Annotated in this window: 16 protein-coding genes; 12 read left to right on the top strand and 4 right to left on the bottom strand. The window is 58.1% G+C overall.

The features are described from left to right. Window positions 1–954 precede the first annotated feature (954 nt). The 8 genes from HMPREF2826_RS00165 to HMPREF2826_RS00130 all read left to right on the top strand — a co-directional run bounded on the left by HMPREF2826_RS00165 (window position 955) and on the right by HMPREF2826_RS00130 (window position 9546). The gene (locus tag HMPREF2826_RS00165; RefSeq protein ID WP_070637942.1) at window positions 955–1572 is read left to right on the top strand and encodes an MptD family putative ECF transporter S component; all 618 of its coding nucleotides are present in this window, start codon (window positions 955–957) and stop codon (window positions 1570–1572) included. Next, the gene (locus HMPREF2826_RS00160) at window positions 1572–2318 is read left to right on the top strand and encodes an energy-coupling factor transporter transmembrane component T (RefSeq protein WP_070637939.1); all 747 of its coding nucleotides are present in this window, start codon (window positions 1572–1574) and stop codon (window positions 2316–2318) included. The genes HMPREF2826_RS00165 and HMPREF2826_RS00160 overlap by 1 nt, the downstream gene beginning before the upstream one ends. Next, window positions 2318–3790: an ABC transporter ATP-binding protein gene (locus HMPREF2826_RS00155; RefSeq protein ID WP_083307143.1), complete on the top strand. Its 1473-nt coding sequence runs from the start codon at window positions 2318–2320 to the stop codon at window positions 3788–3790. Before HMPREF2826_RS00160 ends, HMPREF2826_RS00155 begins: the two co-directional genes overlap by 1 nt. After that, window positions 3787–4794: a helix-turn-helix domain-containing protein gene (locus tag HMPREF2826_RS00150; protein WP_083307142.1), complete on the top strand. Its 1008-nt coding sequence runs from the start codon at window positions 3787–3789 to the stop codon at window positions 4792–4794. The genes HMPREF2826_RS00155 and HMPREF2826_RS00150 overlap by 4 nt, the downstream gene beginning before the upstream one ends. A gap of 138 nt (window positions 4795–4932) precedes the next feature. Next, window positions 4933–6732, top strand: coding sequence for an ABC transporter ATP-binding protein (locus HMPREF2826_RS00145; protein ID WP_070637936.1), 1800 nt, complete (start codon window positions 4933–4935; stop codon window positions 6730–6732). Beyond that, window positions 6729–8531, top strand: a complete 1803-nt coding sequence (locus HMPREF2826_RS00140; RefSeq protein ID WP_070637934.1) for an ABC transporter ATP-binding protein — start codon at window positions 6729–6731, stop codon at window positions 8529–8531. Before HMPREF2826_RS00145 ends, HMPREF2826_RS00140 begins: the two co-directional genes overlap by 4 nt. Further along, a complete protein-coding gene (locus HMPREF2826_RS00135; protein ID WP_070637931.1) occupies window positions 8497–8874 on the top strand; it encodes a metal-dependent transcriptional regulator in 378 nt (125 codons plus the stop codon). The genes HMPREF2826_RS00140 and HMPREF2826_RS00135 overlap by 35 nt, the downstream gene beginning before the upstream one ends. Before the next feature lie 447 nt (window positions 8875–9321). After that, window positions 9322–9546, top strand: coding sequence for a MerR family transcriptional regulator (locus HMPREF2826_RS00130; protein ID WP_070637928.1), 225 nt, complete (start codon window positions 9322–9324; stop codon window positions 9544–9546). A 5-nt stretch (window positions 9547–9551) separates the two neighbouring features. Here the strand turns inward: HMPREF2826_RS00130 and HMPREF2826_RS00125 are convergent, their stop codons facing one another. Beyond that, on the bottom strand, window positions 9552–9977 hold the full coding sequence (locus HMPREF2826_RS00125; RefSeq protein WP_210388930.1) for a tyrosine-type recombinase/integrase: 426 nt from the start codon (window positions 9975–9977) through the stop codon (window positions 9552–9554). Continuing rightward, window positions 9977–10189 (bottom strand): hypothetical protein, encoded by a 213-nt coding sequence (locus tag HMPREF2826_RS00120; RefSeq protein ID WP_070637925.1) that lies wholly within the window; start codon window positions 10187–10189, stop codon window positions 9977–9979. The genes HMPREF2826_RS00125 and HMPREF2826_RS00120 overlap by 1 nt, the downstream gene beginning before the upstream one ends. Before the next feature lie 141 nt (window positions 10190–10330). Here HMPREF2826_RS00120 and HMPREF2826_RS00115 point away from each other — a divergent pair, with 141 nt between their 5' ends. Continuing rightward, window positions 10331–10750: a helix-turn-helix domain-containing protein gene (locus tag HMPREF2826_RS00115; RefSeq protein ID WP_070637922.1), complete on the top strand. Its 420-nt coding sequence runs from the start codon at window positions 10331–10333 to the stop codon at window positions 10748–10750. Continuing rightward, a complete protein-coding gene (locus tag HMPREF2826_RS00110) occupies window positions 10744–11994 on the top strand; it encodes an RNA-binding domain-containing protein (protein ID WP_070637919.1) in 1251 nt (416 codons plus the stop codon). Before HMPREF2826_RS00115 ends, HMPREF2826_RS00110 begins: the two co-directional genes overlap by 7 nt. Before the next feature lie 1005 nt (window positions 11995–12999). Here the strand turns inward: HMPREF2826_RS00110 and HMPREF2826_RS09200 are convergent. Continuing rightward, window positions 13000–13167 carry a hypothetical protein gene (locus tag HMPREF2826_RS09200; protein ID WP_157966984.1) on the bottom strand — a complete coding sequence of 56 codons (168 nt, stop codon included), beginning with the start codon at window positions 13165–13167 and terminating at the stop codon, window positions 13000–13002. 837 nt (window positions 13168–14004) lie between these two features. Here HMPREF2826_RS09200 and HMPREF2826_RS00105 point away from each other — a divergent pair. After that, window positions 14005–15291, top strand: coding sequence for an MFS transporter (locus tag HMPREF2826_RS00105; protein WP_051479427.1), 1287 nt, complete (start codon window positions 14005–14007; stop codon window positions 15289–15291). A 261-nt stretch (window positions 15292–15552) separates the two neighbouring features. Continuing rightward, window positions 15553–17022 (top strand): ribosomal protection-like ABC-F family protein, encoded by a 1470-nt coding sequence (abc-f, locus tag HMPREF2826_RS00100; protein WP_070637916.1) that lies wholly within the window; start codon window positions 15553–15555, stop codon window positions 17020–17022. A 445-nt stretch (window positions 17023–17467) separates the two neighbouring features. Here abc-f and tet(W) read toward each other — a convergent pair whose 3' ends face one another. Beyond that, window positions 17468–19387, bottom strand: a complete 1920-nt coding sequence (gene tet(W) / locus HMPREF2826_RS00095; RefSeq protein WP_070637913.1) for a tetracycline resistance ribosomal protection protein Tet(W) — start codon at window positions 19385–19387, stop codon at window positions 17468–17470. Window positions 19388–19717 lie beyond the last annotated feature (330 nt).

The following is a 19717-nucleotide window of genomic DNA, read 5'->3' as shown; positions in this document are numbered from 1 at the left end:
TTTTTCCGAAAAATTTACTCCCCATCTACGACCTGCGCCTTTGCGAAAATCAGAACCGAAAAAGGGCACTGAGTTCAAACTGAGTTCCAGTTTTGGGAATCGGGGCGCCTCGGACGCAAAGCGCTATAAAAACGCTCGTCGGCATCGTCCATCTATTGGCGCCTTTTAGCATCTCGTGCGAACCAGTCGCGTCTTGTGCACAAAATGGAGTTGACTAGGGAGTAAATGAGCAGGTCAGCAAGCGAAAAAGAAGCCCCCGAAATCGATGATTTCAGGGGCTTCGTGGAAATTTTACTCACCAAAACTGGCCGGCGGCTTGCACCTTACCTGCTACTAGATGAGACTAGATGCCACTAGATGGGACAGATGACAAACTCCCAGTTCAGAGGCCTACCTATTCCCACTCGATAAAACAAAAATGTTCTGTTTTTACGATTTCACCATCGGTTTGTCCGTGGTTGCTTCCCGTTATCGGATATATCCTGCTAGCTCCTTCAAGCGAAAACTCATATCAAACTCAGTCGCTCCGCACTTCTCCGAACCGTGAGTTTTCGACCCGAGTTTTGCGGCAAGACGGATTTGCCATATGACCTGCTGGAATCCATCATTCCAGGTTAAGCTAGACGCTCTTGCTGAACAGGGGCTCTTCCGAAGGGGCATTCACTACGGGATTCGCTAATCAACGTTGACGGCTCGAGCGTCATTCTGGTCGAAACTCAATAGATGCTTTTCAGTAGCTCAGAGGGTGCTTTCAGTTGTTCTCGCTTAAACTCGCAACGCGTTCGTGAGCGGCTGTGTCCCGACCAGCAACACGTGCCACACCATCCCCTATTCAAAGGCGAAGATCAATCTTCTGTCTAAATGGAACAATTCTGGCTATTTGGGCTAGGAGTTCACCGGCGCCTATTGGATACTCCACGATTGAGTTAATATTGGCTAACAAAGGAGAGAAAGATGGGTAGCACTGATTCTTCCAGACCGAACTCGCGTATCCTCAAGGGCCGCGACCTGATAACAGTGGGCATTTTCACAGCGTTGTATTTCGCGGTGAACTTCGTGTGCATGCTCTTGGCGGGCCTTCATCCCTACCTGTGGGTATTCATGCCCGCCCTCGACGGGCTGCTTGCAGCGATCCCGTTCATGCTGGCATGCGCCAAGGTTCCCAAGTTCGGGACCGTGCTCATCATGGGAATGGTTCCGTCTTTGGTTTATTTCATAACCGGGATGTTCACTCCGCTCATTCTCGGGATGATGATCTGCGCCTGCCTCGTCGCCGAGGCGATTCGCGCAGCCACCAAATACCGCAGCTTTGCCGGGAATGCCGTCGCGTACGCCGTGTTCGGGTTCGGCATGTGCGGCAGCCCTCTGCCGCTTTGGGTGTTCCACGATTCCTTTGTCGCCCAGATTGCCTCGCAGGGAATGGGAGCCGCTTATCTTGCGACGCTCGAGACCGCTGCCAATCCGACCATGCTCATCGCGATGTTCGTCGTCACGTTCCTTGCGGGGCTCGTCGGGGCCTACATAGCGAAGGGGATGTTCAAGAAACATTTTGAGAAAGCGGGCCTCGTGTAATGGGACAGGATATTCTCATCGGCGAGAAGGCTTTTCCGTCCAAGGGAGCCATTTTAGGGAAGTCCGGCTCCCGAGGCGTCCTCGACCTCGATCCGAGAACCCTCATGGGAGTCCTTGTCGCGGTGTCGGCGCTCGCTTTCGTCGGAAAGGGGCTTGCCGTCGAGCTTGTGCTCGTCTGCGCTGTGGCGCTGCTCCAGTCTCTCTGCGGTCACTGGAGGATGGCCCTTGTGTTTGTGGCGGGCTATGCCGTTTTAGCGGCGATTCTGCACCTCGTCCTTCCCTCGGTCGGGGGAATCGCCGCTACGATGTTCACGATCAGCCTTACGTTTGCCAGGAAGATATACCTGTGCCTGATGGTGGGAACCCTTCTGATTTCCGAATCTTCCGTTCACAGAATCGCGACCGCGCTCGCCAAGCTCAGGGTTCCTCAGTCGGTCCTCATTCCCCTGACCGTGACGTTGCGCTACTTTCCTACGCTCAAGGAAGAGGCTTCGCATATTCGCGACGCGATGGCTCTGCGCGATATCCCTGCAGCAAGCAGGGTCGAGTGCTTCGTTGTTCCGCTTGTGATGTCGGCGACATCGACCGCCGACGAGCTTGCGAGGGCGGCGACGTGTCGCGGCATCGAGAACCCAACGCCCTCGACCGACACCGAGCGCCTTTCGATGCAGATGGCAGACTGGGCTGTTTTGGCGGCCTCCGCCGTCGCGGTCGTTCTAGTCGTGTTGTTCGGGGGTGAGATCTGATGGAGTCCCGCAAGAACGAGCTGGCGATCTCTCTTTCGGGCGTGAGCTGCATTTCAAACGACGGGGATATGGTTCTGGACGGCGTCGACCTTCGGGTGAAAAGAGGCGAGTGCCTGCTTCTGATGGGGCGCTCCGGCTCGGGGAAGACGACCATCACGAAGTGCATAAACGGATTGATCCCCTCGTTCGAGCCGAGCCTTGCGCTCAAGGGCGAGGTTCGGGTCTGCGGCCTCGACCCGTCGAGCTGCGAGATGTACGAGCTCGCCGAGCTCGTCGGGAGCGTCTTCCAGAACCCCAAGAGCCAGTTCTTCAACCTGACTTCGAACGACGAGCTCGCCTTCGGCCTCGAGTCGCGCGGGGTCCCAGTCGAGGAGATCGAGAGACGGATTTCAAGAACGGTCGCCGCGCTCAAGGCGGAGCGCCTGCTCGACCGCGACGTGAATAAGATGAGCGGCGGGGAGAAGCAGAGCCTGGTATTCGCTTCCGTCGATATCGCGGGGCCGGACGTCCTCGTCCTCGACGAGCCCACGGCTAACCTCGACGCGTCTTCCATAGAGGCGCTGCACGACGAGATAGCGGCGGCGAAGGCGCAAGGAAAGACGGTGGTGATCGCGGAGCACAGGCTCTACTTCGCCTACGACCTGATCGACAGAGCGGTGTTGATCGAAGGCGGGCGGATCTCCCGCGAGTTCTCCCCGAGCGAGCTCATGGAGCTCGGCGAGGAGGAGCGCGAGGCCCTGGGGCTTCGCGCGACGGATCCCGACGAGGCCCTCTCCGTAACGGTTCCCCGAGCGCTGTCCGGCAACGAGGGCGAAGCCGGCGGCGTGTCGGATGGGCTCGAGCTTTCTGCGTACACCGTGATGCGAGAGGGGGCTCCCGTGTTCGATCCCGTCAGCGCTTCCGTGCCGACGGGCAAGGTGCTTGGCGTTCTGGGGGAGAACGGCGCCGGCAAGTCCACGCTTCTGCGCGGTCTGGCGGGCCTCGAGCTCCATGAAGCGGGCGAAGTGCGGTTGGGAGGGGTCAGGCAGGCCCGGAAAGGGAGAAGGCGCTCGGTCGCACTCGTGATGCAGGACGTCAACCACCAGCTCTTCTCGGACAGCGTGTGGAACGAATGCCTCCTGGCGGTCGGCGGGCGAGACGACGAGCCGACCCGTGCGCGTATCGGGGAGACGCTCTCCAGGCTAGACCTTTCGGACAAGGCCCAGATGCATCCCATGGCCCTGTCCGGAGGGCAGAAGCAGCGCCTTTCCCTCGCGTGCGCCCTGCTTTCCAACAGGAGGGTGCTGCTTCTCGACGAGCCGACGAGCGGGCTCGACTTCGAGCATATGGTCGAAGTCGCGCGTCTCGTGCGAAGGCTGGCGGGGGCGGGAGCGGCAATCGTCCTGGTCACGCACGACCGGGAGTTCCTCAACCGCTGCTGCGACGGCGTCATCGAGCTCGACCTTCCAACGGACGAGATGGCGGGCCGGTGAACGTTAGGCGAAAAAGCATCTTCTCGGACGGCGACGGCACCGCCTTCCCCTTCTCGCTCGGCGCGGCGTCGCCTTCGGTCCTGGGCGCGGATGCGCGCCTGGCATCGGCTGCGGGGGAGACCGTGCTTCGCGTCGAGGGTGACGACGGTTTCGGCGAAATGCGCTTCACAGAGGTCCTCCCGGGCGTCACCGTCTCGTTCAACGATTTCCATATGGCGCGCTGCGTCTCCTCCTTCTCGATCGACTGCGACGTCCTGTGCATAGACTGGTGCAGGGAGGGCAGGATCGAGCAGCCCATGCCCAGCGGGTCGTACGCGTACGTCTCCTCGGGCGACCTCAAAGTCGACGACAGGGCGTGCCATACCGGGGAGTTCGTCTTCCCCACGCGCCGGTACCGAGGAGTCACCATATCCTTCGACCTCTCGTTCGCACCCGCCTCGATAGCACGGGCGCTCCCTGGCTTCGCCGTCGACCTTTCCGAGGTGAAGCGACGGTTCTGCCGGGAGGGAAGACCGTTTTTGCTGCGTGCCAGCAAACAGGCGAGCCACATCGCTTCGGAGCTCTACCTTGCGCCCGTGAAGGTGCGAAAGGCGTACTGCCAGATCAAATCGCTCGAGCTGCTTCTCTTCTTGGATTCGATAGACCCCGGCGCCCATGCCGGGGGAACGGAATATTACCCGCGCTCGAAGGTCGCTCGCGTCAAGAAAGCGCACGACCTCATGGTGTCCAACCTCTCCGAGGGCATCACGGTCGAGCGGGCGGCGAAGGATGCCGGCATGTCCCTCACGGCTTTCAAGCAATGCTTCAAGGGCGTCTACGGCTCCTCCCCGGCGGCGTACGTGCGTACCGTGCGGATGGAGCTCGCTGCGAAACTGCTCAGAGAGACCGACCGCAAGGTAGCCGAGATCGGCGCCCTCGTCGGATACAATAGCCCTTCCAAATTCTCCGTGGCCTTTAAGGAATCTACGGGCGTCACACCAAGCGAGTACCGCCGTCGCGGATAGACACATGCTGTCCAATCGGAACACTTCGGCCCGAACGGGGCTGAAGAGATGTTCAGCGCATCCAATAATAAACCATAGCTAACAATCAAGGCGAAGCCGCATGTGCTTCGCCCACGCGCAACTGAAGGGAGCGAGGTTATGTCGGCAACGGTGGGTGTTTCTCGGAGAGCCGAAGGGAGGTCGTGGGTTTCTACGCTCTTCTCCTACGCGTCGAGATGCAAGGGGAAGATGGCCCTTTCGGTCATCGCGTCCATCGCCAGCGTGGCAGCCGGGTTCGTTCCTTTTTACGCGGTGTACCGTTTGATGGAGATGGCAATCGTCGGTTCGCCGGCTTGGGATAGCGCGCTAGTGTGGATCGCGGTTGCGGCCGTCTTCTACGTCCTGAGCAAAGCCCTTTTCGGGGCGTCTACCCTGCTGTCCCACGTTTCGGCTTATACGATCCTCGAATCGCTCCGGAAGGATTTCGTGAGCAAGCTTATGCGCGCCTCGCTGGGAACGGTCCAGTCGAAGAGCATCGGCAGCATCAAATCCGTCTTCATCGACCGAATTGAGAACATCGAGCCTCCGTTGGCGCATATGATCCCCGAGCTCGGTGGCTCGCTCGTCCTCGCGGCTGGTCTGGCTGGATGGCTTGTGGCCATCGACTGGCGCATGGCCTTGGTATGCCTTGTCTGCGTGCCTTTGGGCCTTGCCGTCTTCGCATCGAGCCTCAAGGAGTTCAACGCGAAGTACGCTGCGTTCATGGCCGAGAGCGCCCATGTGAACAGCGTCATCGTCGAGTACATTGAGGGCATCCAGGTAGTTAAGGCGTTCAACCAGGCGAGCGACTCCTATGAGAAGTACGCGAACGCGGTCAAGGCCTTCAAGGACTTCACGATGGAGTGGTTCAAGTCCACCTGGGTGACCATGAACCTGATGTCATCCATCATGCCGACGACGCTTCTCGGGGTGCTGCCCGTCGGCTTGGCTCTCTACCTCGGCGGGGCTTTGTCCCCAGCGGATTTGGCGATGTGCGTGGTGCTGGCTCTGGCCATCGTCGACCCGATCGCCCGGTTTACGTCCTTCGTCAACGAGCTGAAGTCCATGGAGTACGCCGTTGCCGACGCAGCGGAATTCCTCGATCTGCCGGAACTTCCCGAAGCAGACCGAAGGGCGACAGGGGTCAAGGACCCGTCCGTCGAGCTGAAGGACGTCCGCTTCTCCTACGGAGAGGGCGAGGAGGTCCTGCACGGGGTGTCCCTGAGCATGCCGAGCGGGTCCTTCACGGCGCTTGTCGGCCCGTCCGGATCCGGGAAGTCGACGCTCGCGCGCCTTCTCGTGCGACATTGGGATGTCGATGGCGGCAGCATCGCCATTGGGGGCGTCGACGTGCGCGACATGCCGCTTGCGCAGCTTTCGGGGCTCGTGAGCTTCGTCGCTCAGGACAACTACCTCTTCGACGCCAGCATCCGCGAGAACATCAGGCTCGGAAACCCCGCGGCGAGCGACGAGGAGGTGGAGGAGGCGGCGCGGGCGGCATGCTGCGACGATTTCGTCTCCAGGCTGCCGCAGGGGCTCGACACCCCGGCAGGGGCGGCAGGCCTCGAGCTCTCGGGCGGGGAGCGGCAGCGCGTGTCTATCGCCCGCGCCATCCTGAAGGACGCCCCTATAGTGGTCCTCGACGAGGCCACCGCCTTCACCGACCCCGAAAGCGAGGACAAAATCCAGCGCTCCATCGCGCTCCTCTCTGCGGGAAAGACCCTGGTGGTGATAGCCCACAGGCTTTCGACGATCGTGGGCGCGGACAGGATAGCCGTGATCGACGGGGGCAGGGTGATCGCGGCGGGAAGGCACGACGAGCTGCTTTCGGCATGCCCCCTCTATTCGCGGATGTGGGACGCGCACGTCGGCGCCCGGGCGTGGGCCGCAGGCTCTAGCGAGGAAGGGAGCACACGATGATAGACTCGCTTATCCGCATCATCCGGTGGACCGGGCCATACAGGAAGCGCTTGCTCCTCGGATGCCTCTGTTCCTTCCTCATGACGTGGGCGACCGCAGCGCCGGTGGTCATCGGGGCATGGCTTCTTGCCGAAGTCGTCGAAGACGCGAACGGCAGCTCCCCGCTCGACCCCTCTTGGACATGGCTCTCCTTCCTCGCGATAGCGGCATGCGTGCTTTTCAGGTTCGTTTTCTCCTACGGGAAGAACCGGCTACAGGAATCCATCGGCTACGAAGTCGCGCCCGAGGACCGGATGAAGATCGGCAACGTCCTCAAACGGGTCCCGCTCGGCTTCTTCTCGAAGATGAGCACGGGTGACATCCTCACGCTCACCACGACGGAGCTGGGCGTTCTCGAGCTGCAGGGGATGAAGATGGTCGACGCGGTGGTGAACGGCTACGTCAACCTGCTCGCGGTGCTGTGCTTCCTGCTCTTTCTGAGCCCCGCAGCGGCGCTCGTGGCCGTTGCGGGCACGGCCGTCTCGTGTCTGGCTCTCGCCTCGATCAACCGGGCGTCGCAGCGGCTTACCCCTGCCGCGCACGAGGCGACCGAAAGGCTCGCCGGAGGCATCGTCGAATACGTCCGAGGGCTCGGAACCGCGAAGTCGTACGGGCAGAGCGGCGCCGCGGAGAAGCCCATCCTGCGCTCGGTGGAAAGGCTGAAGGACGCGCGCATCGCCATCGAGTTCGGGTTCACGCCGAGGAACGTCGTTCACCTGGTCGCGTTCAAGCTCGCCAGCGTGGGCGTGATCGCATGCGCCGTAGGGGGCTATGCGGCGGGATCCCTTCCCCTGTGGTCGTTTTTCGCCCTCCTCGCGTTCTCGTTCACCATCTTCTCCGGAGTGGAGAAGGTCAACGACTCCGCCCACATGCTCGGCGATTTGGGTGATATCCTCGACAGGCTCGAAAGAGTCGAGGGAGCGAAGAGGATTGACGAGGACGGTCGGGAGGCGGAGCTCTCCGAACACGATATCGAGTTCCAGGACGTCACGTTCTCCTATGACCCGGAAAAGGGTGCCAGGAAGACCCTCGACCGCGTGAACCTTCGCGTTCCTGAGGGGTCGACCTGCGCTGTAGTGGGGCCTTCAGGCTCGGGCAAGACCACCATCGCCAACCTCATGATGAGGTTCTGGGACGTCGATGCGGGACGAGTGCTCGTGGGCGGACGGGACGTGAGAGAGCTGACGTGCGATTCCCTGCTGCGGAACTTCTCCGCGGTGTTTCAAAGCGTCTACCTCTTCAACGACACCATCGAGAACAACATTCGGTTCGGCAAGTCGGACGCGACGGAGGAGGAGGTCAGGCGCGCCGCGCGTCGCGCCAGGGTGGACGAGTTCGCCGAGGCGCTGCCCGACGGATACGACACGATGGTGGGCGAAGGGGGCGCGGCGCTCTCAGGCGGCCAGAAGCAGCGTATCTCCATCGCGCGTGCGCTGCTGAAGGATGCCCCCATAGTTATTTTGGACGAGGCGACGGCGAGCATCGATCCCGAAAACGAAGCCCTCATCCAGGCGGCGCTCACCGAGCTCACACGCGGCAAGACCGTTGTCGTGATAGCCCACAGGCTCGCCACCATCGAACACGCCGACCAGATACTCGTCGTGGACGGCGGGAGGATCGTCCAGCGCGGCACCCACGAGGAGCTCGTGCGCGAACAGGGGATCTACCGCCGCTTCATCGAGGCGCGCCGCGAGGCGGCCGGATGGCGGTTGGGAGGAGATACTCATGACAAGGCAGGACTCGTCAGAGGATTATCTTGAAGCCATTCTGGCGATAAGGTCGAAGCGCGGCTTTTGCCGTAACGTGGATATTGCGGAGCGTCTCGACTTGTCGAGACCCAGCGTGACGAAAGCTGTCGCGCGCCTTTCCAATCTATCGCTTGTCGAGGTGGTCGATCATGACGTTCGCCTGACCACAGCCGGAGAGCGCCTCGCCGAGGAGACCCTCGCCAAGCACCGCTTCTTCGAGCGGATGCTCCTCGATACCGGGGTGGACGCGGAGGTGGCGTCCAAGGAGGCGTGCCGCATGGAGCACTGCATCTCCGCCGATTCCTTCGAAAAGCTTTCTTCCCATTTGAAGCGGACCCGGATGTCGGCTCAGTAGGCGGACCGTCGCCGTCAGGCGGCCGGTCTACGTCCTTGAAGCCATGCGGGGTCGGCATTCAGTTCAGAACAGCTTATCCTCATCAGACGCTCCATGTTGGTGGCAGACGGCCCTCCGAACCGGACGGAGGGCCGCTTTGCTATGCCGTCCTTTTCTTCCTCGGCAGGTCCCCGCCTCGGCCTCTTGACTACCTATGGCCAAGGCCTTCAGGTCGCACGGCAACCCGGCAATCAAAGCACATAAAGCAACACGTACTATCTGGGCGGAGACTGCGGCGGATTGCGTAGATTTCGTCGGCAAATAACATACAGGGACTTAGCGGGACGACCTTCTCTTTTGGGATTTGACCCCTTTCGTCTTCGGACCAAACATGACCGAAAGAAACCGATTGGAACCACTGGCGCTCGACACGTTGCAAGAGCGCCTTGCGAAGACGAAAGGATGCTCATGGCTGTTTCGGAGGACGACATCAGAAGCCTGCGGAGATTCGGGGAGCCCTATCAACCGCTATCCGACCTCGTGGATGCAGAGGCCGTCTCCCGGCATCTCGGAATCACGCCCAGAAGAGTGCTCTCCATGGCACGCAAGGGCTCGATTCCATGCGTGAGGATCAGCGCAAAGACCATTCGCTTCGATGTGGAAGCCGTCGATCGGGCTCTTGGAAGGCGGTAGGCGTGCTAACGGCGCTTCGGCGCTCTGCCGCGCTCTGCCGTCCTCAGGTAGGTGCCGCTGTACGGCTTCCCCTCGTCGTCGTACGACCCCAGCATCTTATTCTGCCAGTCCACCACGTCTCCGGGGGTGATGTCGCACATTCTCTTGGGTCCGAAGAACGGCACTATCTTCGTGCGTATGATGTGCTCCTTGGTGAGCCAGGTGTTGAGCTTGAGCCTGGGCCTCACGTCTGCGGAGTACCTCTTCACGAACGCCTCGAAGGGCATCGACATCGACCCGTCGGCGGAGGCCAGGAACTCCGCCTCCCACGTCAGCGCCTCGTCCCTGGTCGTGAACCCCCGCTTAGCCTTGTGCTTGCGGTTGCCGTCGATGTCGCTGTAGTAGCACTGGACGTACCAGGAGCCCGTCTTCCCGTTCATGTAGGCGGGCATCAGCGGGCCTCTTGTCTGGGGGCGGCGTCTCCGCAGTGGAATCGCTCGTTGAAGTACCTCCGGCTCACCTTCCCCTTGATGGTGGTGTAGCCCCTCTGCTCCATCTCGGAGTTCAGCATCCTGATGATGCGGTAGGCGTAGGGCCTGCTGATGCTCAGGGCGCGCATGACCTCCTCGACGCCCATGATCACCGGTTGCTCGTTATGCTCCATTGCTTCCTCCTGTCGTTCGATTAACAGAACAAAAGCGTTCTGTATTTCGTAACACTAACAGAACACAAATGTTCGGTCGAGACAAATTGAGAACGTTTTTGTTCTCTAGTATCATGGGAGGAAACGATAGAAGGAGGAAAGATGACGACGGGAAGCCGCATAAGGGCGCTCCGAAGGTCCCGGGGGATGACGCAGCGGCAGCTCGCCGAGGCTACCGGCTGCACCGACGCCGCTATCAGGAACTACGAGGCGGACAGGAGGGTGCTCAAGGGCTCCGCCCTGGATGCGATCGCGGGCGCCCTCGGGGTCGCCCCCGAAGCCCTCATGCCCGTTCGAGCCGAATCCGCCAGGGACGCCCTCGAGCTCCTCTTCAGGATCGAGGAGGAGTTCGGGCTCAGGCCCGTCGGCGGAGGCAGGCTCGCCCTCGCGCCCGACGCGGAGAAGGCGCCTAAGCTCGCCGCCGCCATCAAGGCCTGGGAATCCCAGGTGGATGCGCTCGACCGCGGCGAGATAACCCCCGAGGAATACGAGTCCTGGAAGATGGGGATTGGCGGATGCTAGGCGATTCGAGGAGGATTTCGAGGGCACGCCTTATTGGCAGTCTTCGGTCGAGAATCCAAGAAGAGGCCCCGAACCTCATCGCACTGAAGCGCGAAGGTGCCTACTGGGACTTCAAGAAGGAGTGGCACAAAGACAATTCCGAGCTGATCCACGACATGCTATGCCTTGCCAACAATCTCGAGAGCGACGTGTCGTACCTCTTCATCGGCATGGACGAGGAAGAGGGCTATTCGGTGTGCGATGTCGAGAATAACGATCATGCCGAACGGAAGACGAACCAGATGATCATCGATATGCTCTCGAAGACAAAATGGGACAACGGTCAGCCTCCCTTCGCGGTCGTGGAGCCAATGGAGCTTGACGGGGGAACAATAGACATCCTATGCGTCGTGAGCAGGCGGGAGGATATGCCTTATTCCCTCTCGAAAGGGTCGGGGAAAGTGCGCGCGCATATGGTCCACACGCGACGCGTCGACTCGAACACGCCCATAGACGAAGGAGCGTCGTGGAGTGAAGTGGAGGACATCTGGCGCCATCACTTCTCGCTCGACGAATCTCCTCTTGCGAGGGTGAAGGTGATGCTCGAAGACAAGGGGCATTGGAGGTTTCTCTCCGAGGTGGTCGGCACGGAGGACAAGTATTATCTGTACGCCCCGGAGTTTACCGTCTGCCATTATTCGGACGACGAGCGGGACGGCTACGAGTACTACATGCTGAACCAGACAGACCCTAGTCTGAGCTGGTATACGATCGAGATTCGTTATTTCCAAACTCGCATATTCGACACCCTCGGCATCGCCCTCGACGGTGGCAGGTACTTCGCGCCCGTCCCGTCGCGTTCCTTCGTGCGCTGGGATCGGCGCAGCCTGGATTTCGATCTCATGTATTGCTACTACACAAGGGATTCCTTGGATTGGAGCCTGAACGAGTTCTTTTTCGACGAGGACTACGGCGATGGTAGGATAGCGCGCAGGCGGTTCCTCGAAACCGTCGTCATCTTCCAAGACGAGGAAGAGCGTAAAGGCTTCGAGATCCTTCTTCGCGAACATCATTCCGAATTCGAGGAGGAAATGTCGGAGGCCCCCGACCCGTACGGCGCAGAGCGACTTCCCGAGGACTATCCCCAGGAGGCGAAGGACCAAGTGACCCGCGAGCTGAAAGCGATTCCCATCCTCAAGCGCATGCTCGAAGAATTCAGAGGCGACCCCGAAGGGTTGCGCTTGTCCACTTCCAGGGATTGGTAGTTTGGTCCGCAAGCCCCCTGCTGCTACTCGGGAGGAGTGGTTGCGAAACCAACCCGTTTTCGTGAGTTTGCGAGAATGACGCTTCCAGGCTCTCCACCAGGGGAAAGTGTCATTCTTGAGTTTCGTTTTTTCGGGTGAGTTTCGTTTGAGTTTCGCCGATTTTCGGCGGCACCTGCAAGCCACTCGGCATCACTGCCTTCTGCTGGCTTACGGGTTGTTCGGTTCGCTTTGGCTCCTTTCGGTTCCGTTTGCGCCGTTTCGGGTCTGTTCGAAGCATGGCCGTTTGTCCTGGGATGGCATCTTGCCATGCGTTTACCTGCGGAAACGACAAGGTTCCTCGATTTTCTCGAGGAGCCTTGTGAGTTTCTGTCTGATTTTGGAATCATGCGGCTTGCAGGTGCGGCGGTTCCGAAACGTCGTCATCGGTCGCCATCGGAACCGCTAGAAACCGTATGAAAAACAAGAACAAATGTTCTATTACTATTCCCACTCGGTGGTTATAGTTTTGCCGTCTCGTCACTCCAGTTGCACCCAGTTTTCGGCGGCATCTCGAAGTGAGTGCCGCTGAATGACGCGACGTCGCGTTTCATCGGCTTCGGGGACAAAAGCTGGGACAACTTCAAAAACCATTTTCAAACTCAGAGTATTGAGTTTTTATTTTTGTCCCAAGGGGCACGGAGAGCCGCCTTTGGAGGCTCGATATCGCCGAAAAACGCCCGTTTTGAAACTCAACCGCCTTTGAGCCTGCAAACCACCAGCTTCAACAGTAAGTGAGTCGACGCGGGTGGCTTACGAGCCGTTCACAAAACCGCAGGCCACAGGTCTTTGTCAACGATAAGCAAAGTGAATAGTCTCAGGTGGCTTGCCCATGAGTTGGCGTAAGCCTGTTTAGCAAAAGGCTAATCGGACACGACAGGCCGCCCGCATGGCGACGGCGTTTCCCGTGCGGGCACAAACAGCCCTGCGTGCCCTGTCGCGCGATATCCCAATGCGACGTTCAGAACCCTACCCGCCAAGCAGCCACCTCGCGAAATTCAGCACGAGCACGCCCTCCCGGGTATGGGGCTCATGCCTCGTGCGAGTGATGAGAATCTTCGGGAATGCATCCCCGATGGATAGAATCGGCGCAATCTCCCTCTCGAGCGTCGAATCGGCGCCGATATCGTCGCTCACATACACTTTCCTTCCCGGTTTCGAAACTTGGAAGGCAGTATGCGCAAGGATGCGTCGAGGTGCGATCCCAGTCGTACCATGCCAGCAGAGATGTCGAGGCACATTCGTTCATGCTGCAATGCGGGCATCGGAGATGAAAAACAGCCCGTCGGGTAGTCATGGGCGTGCGGGAGCCCGCATCAGTAACCTGCCTCCTCGGTTGTCCCTTCTTTGCATGGTCGTTTACATAAAGGAGGAACCAGCCATGCAGATCAGCATGCTTGCCCTTCTTGGGTCACGGACCGGGGAGGCGAGGGCCTCCGTCGGGACCGCCCCGAGCAACCGGCATATCCAAGGAATGACAAGGCTCGATCGCTGTGCTGGTCAGGATGCCGAAGCGGGCCGTCCGCCAATCGGAATGCGGGTCAGGATGCTGCAACGTGATTCCAGCTGCAGGATACGGCTCCTTTGCGGTTGCCGCAAAACCTGCTGGCAACATTCTTACTATCCGAATGATGTACGCATCCCTTGGGATCGTTTCGCCTGACCAGGGCCATCTTCAGCGCCTCATCGGCCAGCTCGGCAGGCGCCTCTTCCACGCGTAATAGCCCTGGCGGGTCACCTATGCAACCAAAGATACAAAAGGAATCGAATGGCCAGAGAGGATTGCCCTTTCCGATGGTCGATTCTTGACAGGCAAACTCAAGCCTCGTTAATATTACATGGTTTGCCAGACCGAATTAACAAAGGAGGGGTGTCGTGGTTGGTCTTTTCCGCACGTGGATGAGCGCCTAGAAAGCGGCGCTGTTGTGGCGTCGCGTTGTTTTTCTGCACGCCATTTCACGATTGGACATAACCATGATATTTGAAACCTCTCGGCGCAGGTCTGTTTCGCTGTGCCATTCATGGCAATTTAAGATTTGTTTCGTATGGGGCGGGGAGCTCGTGTCGACATTGACGAGCTTGATTCTCCAAATGGGTCTCATTTGGCATATCGCCCTCACGACAGAATCATCTTCCCTCCTCTCCCTGGCATCGTTAGCAGGCTTTCTGCCGATTGCTTTGTTCGGAGTCCTTGCGGGCGCCGTTGTCGACAGGCTGCCTTTGAAACGTGTTCTCATCGGCGCCGACCTCTTCGTTGCCGCGGTGGGCGCCGCCTTGGCGATTGCCTCGTTGGCCGGCAGCTTACCTGCGTGGTCAATACTCATCGCCCTGTTTCTCCGCGCAGCTGGCACTTCGTTCTACACGCCGGCCTCCCAATCCCTCACGCCCCATCTCGCCCCGCCAGAGCATCTCGTTCGCCTATCGGGAGTGATGCAGGCGATTCAGTCCGCTGGATACATTCTTGGCGCCGCGCTCGCGGCAGTGATTTATCCTGTGGCGGGCATTACCGCCATGATTGCCCTCGACGTGCTGGGGGCGCTTTTCGCTTCTCTAGCTGTCCTCGCCGCTCAGATAGACGCAGGAGGACTCGACGAAGCCGACCGCAGCTCGTCCTTTTCCAATAAAGTTCGAGAACTTTTCTCTGAGATTTCGGACGGCTACAAGCTGATCAGGGGATACAGGGGGCTGTTCGCCCTTCTTTGGTGCGGGTTCGTCTTCGCTTTCGCGTTCTCCCCACTCGCGGCATTGTTCCCAATAATGACCTTGGGACATTTTGGCGGTAGCACGGGGGATGCTGCTTTGGTGGAGGTCCTTTTCTCCGCAGGCATGCTGGCTGGGTCCGGCATTTTGGCGGCCACGGGAGGGTTCCGCAATAGGTCGCTCACCATGGTCGCCGCGATCGCCGGCTTCGGCGTCGTCGCAATCGCATCCGGATTGATCGGCCCGTCGCTGTTCGCCGTTTTCCTACCGGCGAGCTTTCTTATGGGCGCATGCTCCCCGTTGTACGCGGGAACCCAGACTGCCCTTATGCAGGAGCAGATACCTCCTGAGTACCTAGGCCGCGTTTTCGGCCTCTACGGAACCATCATGGCGTGGGCCATGCCCATGGGCCTCGCGGCCCCCTCCGTTTTTGCGGATCTGCTTGGAGCTCCGTTATGGTTCGTCGGCTCTGGAGCGACCATGGTACTGCTTGCGATGGCTATGCTGCTTGCTCCGAGCGTCCGAAACGTGGGGAAAAGAGATACCGGGCGGATTCAATAGCCCAAGTATTCGAAAAAAAGAGGCGGCAGCCATCGGTTCACGCGTCAGCCTTCAAGCCCTTGCGACGACGAGGTATTGCGCCGACATCCCACATCGCGCTCCTTATTCGTCGCCAACTATCATTTTCGGATTTGCCGGCTTGCGCAAGGTCAAAACGCTCGCGCCGGCAATTGGGCAAAGGCGAAAAATCGACGTGAGCAATCTTTTTTGGCATGGCTGCGCTTCCAGTAAAAGGCTAATACACAAAAGGCGGTTCAACCTATGGAACTCATAGTCAAAGCTAAAGACATCTTTTTGGAATATGCCGGCCGCGATATCCTGGATATCGAAGAGTTGGAAATCTACTCCTACGATCGCATCGGCTTGGTGGGAGACAATGGCGCAGGCAAAACCAGCCTGCTTAAAATTCTGAGCGGCAATCTTACCATTGCGGACGCCGACGTCAGGCGCTTCGGCAGCATTGCCCTCATCGGCCAACTCGATGAACTCGACCTTGATGCGGCTCAGGACAGTGGTGAGATGCTCTCCCGTCTCAACGTCGCCGGAGTGGCGCAGGAGACGATGAGCGGCGGGGAGGAAACACGCGCCAAGATTGCCTCTGCACTCTCCCAGCATGCAAGCGCGATCTTCGCCGACGAGCCTACGAGCCACCTCGACCAAGACGGCATCCGCCTTCTCGTCGGACAACTCAAGGCATTTGATGGGGCTCTGCTCATCGTGAGCCATGACCGTCATTTTCTCGACCAGGTGGTAGACAAGATCTGGGAGCTCAAAGACGGCGGTATTTCCGAATTCTGGGGTGACTACTCCGACTATCTGCGACAGAAAGAAGAAGAGCGCAAAGCTCAGGCGACTCGATACGAAGAGGCGATGCGCGAGCGCAATCGCCTCGAAGCCGCCATCGAAAAACAACGGAAAAAAGCACGGCAGGTCGACGCCAAGCGGAAGGCTGCGAAAAAAAGCAACGAGTATGCAGGTCGATTGGGGCATCAGAAAGCAACCGGCACCAAACAGAAGAGGATGTACCAGGCGGCTAAGGACATGGAGAAGCGCCTCGAAGCGCTCGAAGGGATTGAGGCCCCAGATAGCATTCGCGCCGTGCGGTTCCGCCAGAGCAAGGCCCTGGAACTGCATAGTAAATTTCCCATCTCGGCAGACGATTTCAGCTTGAGCTTCGGCAACTGCATGCTCTATGACCACGCGAAATTCGAGATACCGCTCGGTGCCAAAGTGGCCATCACCGGTGGCAACGGTACAGGAAAGACCAGCCTGCTGAAGGCAATCGCTCGACGCGCTGACGGTATCAACATCTCTCCCAAGGCAGAGATCGGTTACTTCGAGCAAACAGGCTACAAGTTCGACGCCCGTCAGTCTGCGATCTCGTTCATGCAGGATGGTTGCGAGTACAGCATGACCGAAATTCGAGGCATCCTCGCCTCTATGGGAATCGGACCGCGCGACCTGACAAAGGACGTTGGCGTTCTCTCGGGAGGCGAAGTCATCAAGCTGCTACTCGCGAAGATGCTGCTGGGCAGATACAACACCTTGCTCATGGACGAGCCTGGAAATTACCTGGACATCAAGAGCGCCGAAGCCCTCGAGCAGATGATGAGCGCCTATGCCGGAACGATAGTGTTCGTCTCCCACGATAAGAGGCTGGTCGAGAACGTCGCAGACATTGTCTACGAAATAAAGGACACCAAGCTAGTCAAAATCTTTCAGCGCGAATAGCCCTAAATGAGCAAGAAATAATCCCCGAACGGAGACAAGGGAGTAAAACGGCAAAGAAAGAGCCTCCGTCCCAACGCAGGGAACGGAGGCTCTTTAATCGCTTTTACTCATCTCCGTCGCTGGTGGCTTTGTCATGACTCTCGTACGAAACGAAACTCAGCGGCATAGTGCGGCACTCAAAATCGCAGGTCAGAACCCTGTCGTCCTACTCCCACTCGCAAAATGAAACTTAATTCTAAACGCTTTTGTTTGGGGGATTTGATACCATTTGATTTTTCCTGATACCTATTATCCTTATCCTATGGGCTTGCCGAACTTTTGCTATCATTTGGCTATCAAGAAAATGGCTATCAACGGTAAAATTAGATTGGTTTCTCTGGTGGTTTACAACTACATTTTACCACGAAAGACAGGGAAATACAATAACCTTCCTCGCTGTGGTGTATCAAGTGATCTTACTGAACATATGGCGCACCTTATCCAGGCGGCTGTTTGGACGGCGGGGCTGGATGACCGGCTCGCCGACAGCGGCCTGATACCCTTTCAGTTCCGTCAAGCATACGCTCCGCCCGTTGGTGTAAAAGGCCAGATCAGTACGGTATGCCTGTATGCAGCGGACGGGAATCTCGCCCGTAAAGACAACTTCATCCTTTTTTACCTGGGCCGTTTCGATGGTGGCACAGTATTTCGGCGCATCGTGATAAGCCCTGGAAAGGTATTCCTGGGGCGCATAGAGGGTGAAGGAGAGATAAGGTTCCAGCAACTGCGTCCCTGATTCCTTCAATGCCTGTTCCAATACAATCGGGGCCAATGAGCGAAAGTCCGCCGGCGTGCTGACCGGGCTATAATAAAGCCCGTATTCAAAGCAAATCTTACAGTCCGTTACGTTCCAGCCACACAAGCCTTGCTCCAGGCCGTAACGGATACCATCCATGACAGCGTTTTGAAAACTCTGGTTCAAGTATCCCAGGGAAACCCGGCTCTCGTATTGTACACCAGAGCCAAGCGGGAGCGGCGTAACAGACAGCCCGATGGATGCCCAAAACGGGTTGGGCGGCACCTCGATATGGATGGTGTGGCTGGCCACTTTGAGCGGCCGCTCTAAATAAATGACGGTAGGTTCCTTCACCGCTGTTTCAATCTTGTACTTTTCCGCCAGCAAAGCGGAAACAACCTCCAACTGCACCCGGCCTAAAAAAGAAAGAATGATCTCGTGGGTGATGGAATCCACCTCGTAGCGCAAAAGCGGGTCAGTATCCGCAATTTGAGTAAGAGCGTCCAGCAGCCGTTCTCTTTGCGCTGCCGTTTTCGGCGCAATCGCCGTCCGCAGCATGGGGAGGGGGGCATCACGCCACCTTTCACGAGGAAGCCGGGTGTCGTCCCCCAATACGTCGTTTAATCCCACGCTGTCGCTGGGAAGGATGACAATTTCGCCCTTATGGGCGGTGTCTGTCCGAACAATCTCCCCTTTGGATGGAATACGCATCTCTGTGATTTTCAGCTTTTCTCTCCCGGCCAGGGCCACCGTATCCCGCAGGCGCAGCGTTCCGCTGTATAGCCGCAGATAGATGAGCCGCTGGTCACAATCTGTATACTCCACCTTGAAAACGCTGCCGCATAGGGCGGCGCTCCCCTGTTCCCCAATCGGTTGGAACAGCCCTGTCACCGCATCCATCAACGGTTGAATGCCAAGGCCCTTTTTGGCGCTGCCATGATAGACCGGGAACAGGGAGGCGTCTTGAACCCGCCGCTGTTCCTCCCGCGCAAGTTCTTCCCGGCTGATTGGTTCTCCTGCGATATACTTTTCCAATAATTCATCGTTATTTTCAATGACCGCATCCCATGCTTCTATGTCGGTATTTTCCTCCAGGACTATTTCCGGGGACAGCGACACCGTCTGCTTGATGATAATATCGGCGGAGAGCTTATCCCGAACAGACTGATACACGCCTTGCAAATCAACGCCAGTTTGGTCAATCTTATTGATAAAGATAACGGTGGGAATGTCCATTTTCCGCAGGGCATGGAACAGAATACGGGTCTGGGCCTGCACGCCATCTTTAGCGGAGATCACCAAGATGGCCCCATCTAAAACAGCCAAAGAGCGGTACACCTCCGCCAAAAAATCCATGTGGCCGGGCGTATCCACAATGTTGACTTTACATCTGTGCCACTGGAAGGAAGTGACTGCCGCTTGAATGGTAATCCCACGCTGCCGCTCCAAAAGCATGGTGTCCGTCCTCGTTGTCCCTTTTTCGACGCTCCCCGGTTCTGAAATGGCTCCGCTGGCATATAGCAGGCTCTCCGTCAAGGTTGTCTTTCCAGCGTCTACATGGGCAAGAATCCCGATATTGATAATGTTCATGTCTATCCTCCATACAAGGCCCAAATGGGCGCAAAAATCCCCAGCGGCTAATACTTTTACCGCTGGGGATCATGACTTCGGACAAACAGAAGTATGACGGCTTACATGAGCCGCTGTCCGTCACGATATTTACTAAAAAGGCAAAAGTATTCTTAAATTGGGTACAAAAACTAAGCCCCTGCAAGGGGCAATCATTTTTGCGCCCATTATCAAATTTTATTTAAGAATACCTTGCCGCATATTTGGTAGACTCCTCAAATCAGGATAATAGCAGTATATCATAGTACGCTCTAAAAAACAAGAAATTATTTTACCCGATTCCCCAAATAA

Origin of the sequence: Olsenella sp. HMSC062G07 (genome assembly GCF_001811895.1) — a bacterium.
In the GTDB taxonomy this organism is placed as follows: Bacteria; Actinomycetota; Coriobacteriia; order Coriobacteriales; family Atopobiaceae; genus Olsenella_F; species Olsenella_F massiliensis.
Note: the sequence above shows the minus strand (reverse complement) of the source record. Positions and strands in the feature narration are given on the sequence as shown.

Bases quoted from the DNA above. Each gene is read 5' to 3' on its own strand.
- HMPREF2826_RS00125 (WP_210388930.1), bottom strand. From the start codon at position 9,977: ATGCCCGCCTACATGAACGGGAAGACGGGCTCCTGGTACGTCCAGTGC.
- HMPREF2826_RS00115 (WP_070637922.1), top strand. From the start codon at position 10,331: ATGACGACGGGAAGCCGCATAAGGGCGCTCCGAAGGTCCCGGGGGATG.
- HMPREF2826_RS00165 (WP_070637942.1), top strand. From the start codon at position 955: ATGGGTAGCACTGATTCTTCCAGACCGAACTCGCGTATCCTCAAGGGC.
- HMPREF2826_RS00155 (WP_083307143.1), top strand. From the start codon at position 2,318: ATGGAGTCCCGCAAGAACGAGCTGGCGATCTCTCTTTCGGGCGTGAGC.
- HMPREF2826_RS00145 (WP_070637936.1), top strand. From the start codon at position 4,933: ATGTCGGCAACGGTGGGTGTTTCTCGGAGAGCCGAAGGGAGGTCGTGG.
- HMPREF2826_RS00135 (WP_070637931.1), top strand. From the start codon at position 8,497: ATGACAAGGCAGGACTCGTCAGAGGATTATCTTGAAGCCATTCTGGCG.
- HMPREF2826_RS00120 (WP_070637925.1), bottom strand. From the start codon at position 10,189: ATGGAGCATAACGAGCAACCGGTGATCATGGGCGTCGAGGAGGTCATG.
- HMPREF2826_RS00105 (WP_051479427.1), top strand. From the start codon at position 14,005: ATGATATTTGAAACCTCTCGGCGCAGGTCTGTTTCGCTGTGCCATTCA.
- HMPREF2826_RS00140 (WP_070637934.1), top strand. From the start codon at position 6,729: ATGATAGACTCGCTTATCCGCATCATCCGGTGGACCGGGCCATACAGG.
- HMPREF2826_RS00110 (WP_070637919.1), top strand. From the start codon at position 10,744: ATGCTAGGCGATTCGAGGAGGATTTCGAGGGCACGCCTTATTGGCAGT.
- HMPREF2826_RS00160 (WP_070637939.1), top strand. From the start codon at position 1,572: ATGGGACAGGATATTCTCATCGGCGAGAAGGCTTTTCCGTCCAAGGGA.
- abc-f (WP_070637916.1), top strand. From the start codon at position 15,553: ATGGAACTCATAGTCAAAGCTAAAGACATCTTTTTGGAATATGCCGGC.
- HMPREF2826_RS00130 (WP_070637928.1), top strand. From the start codon at position 9,322: ATGGCTGTTTCGGAGGACGACATCAGAAGCCTGCGGAGATTCGGGGAG.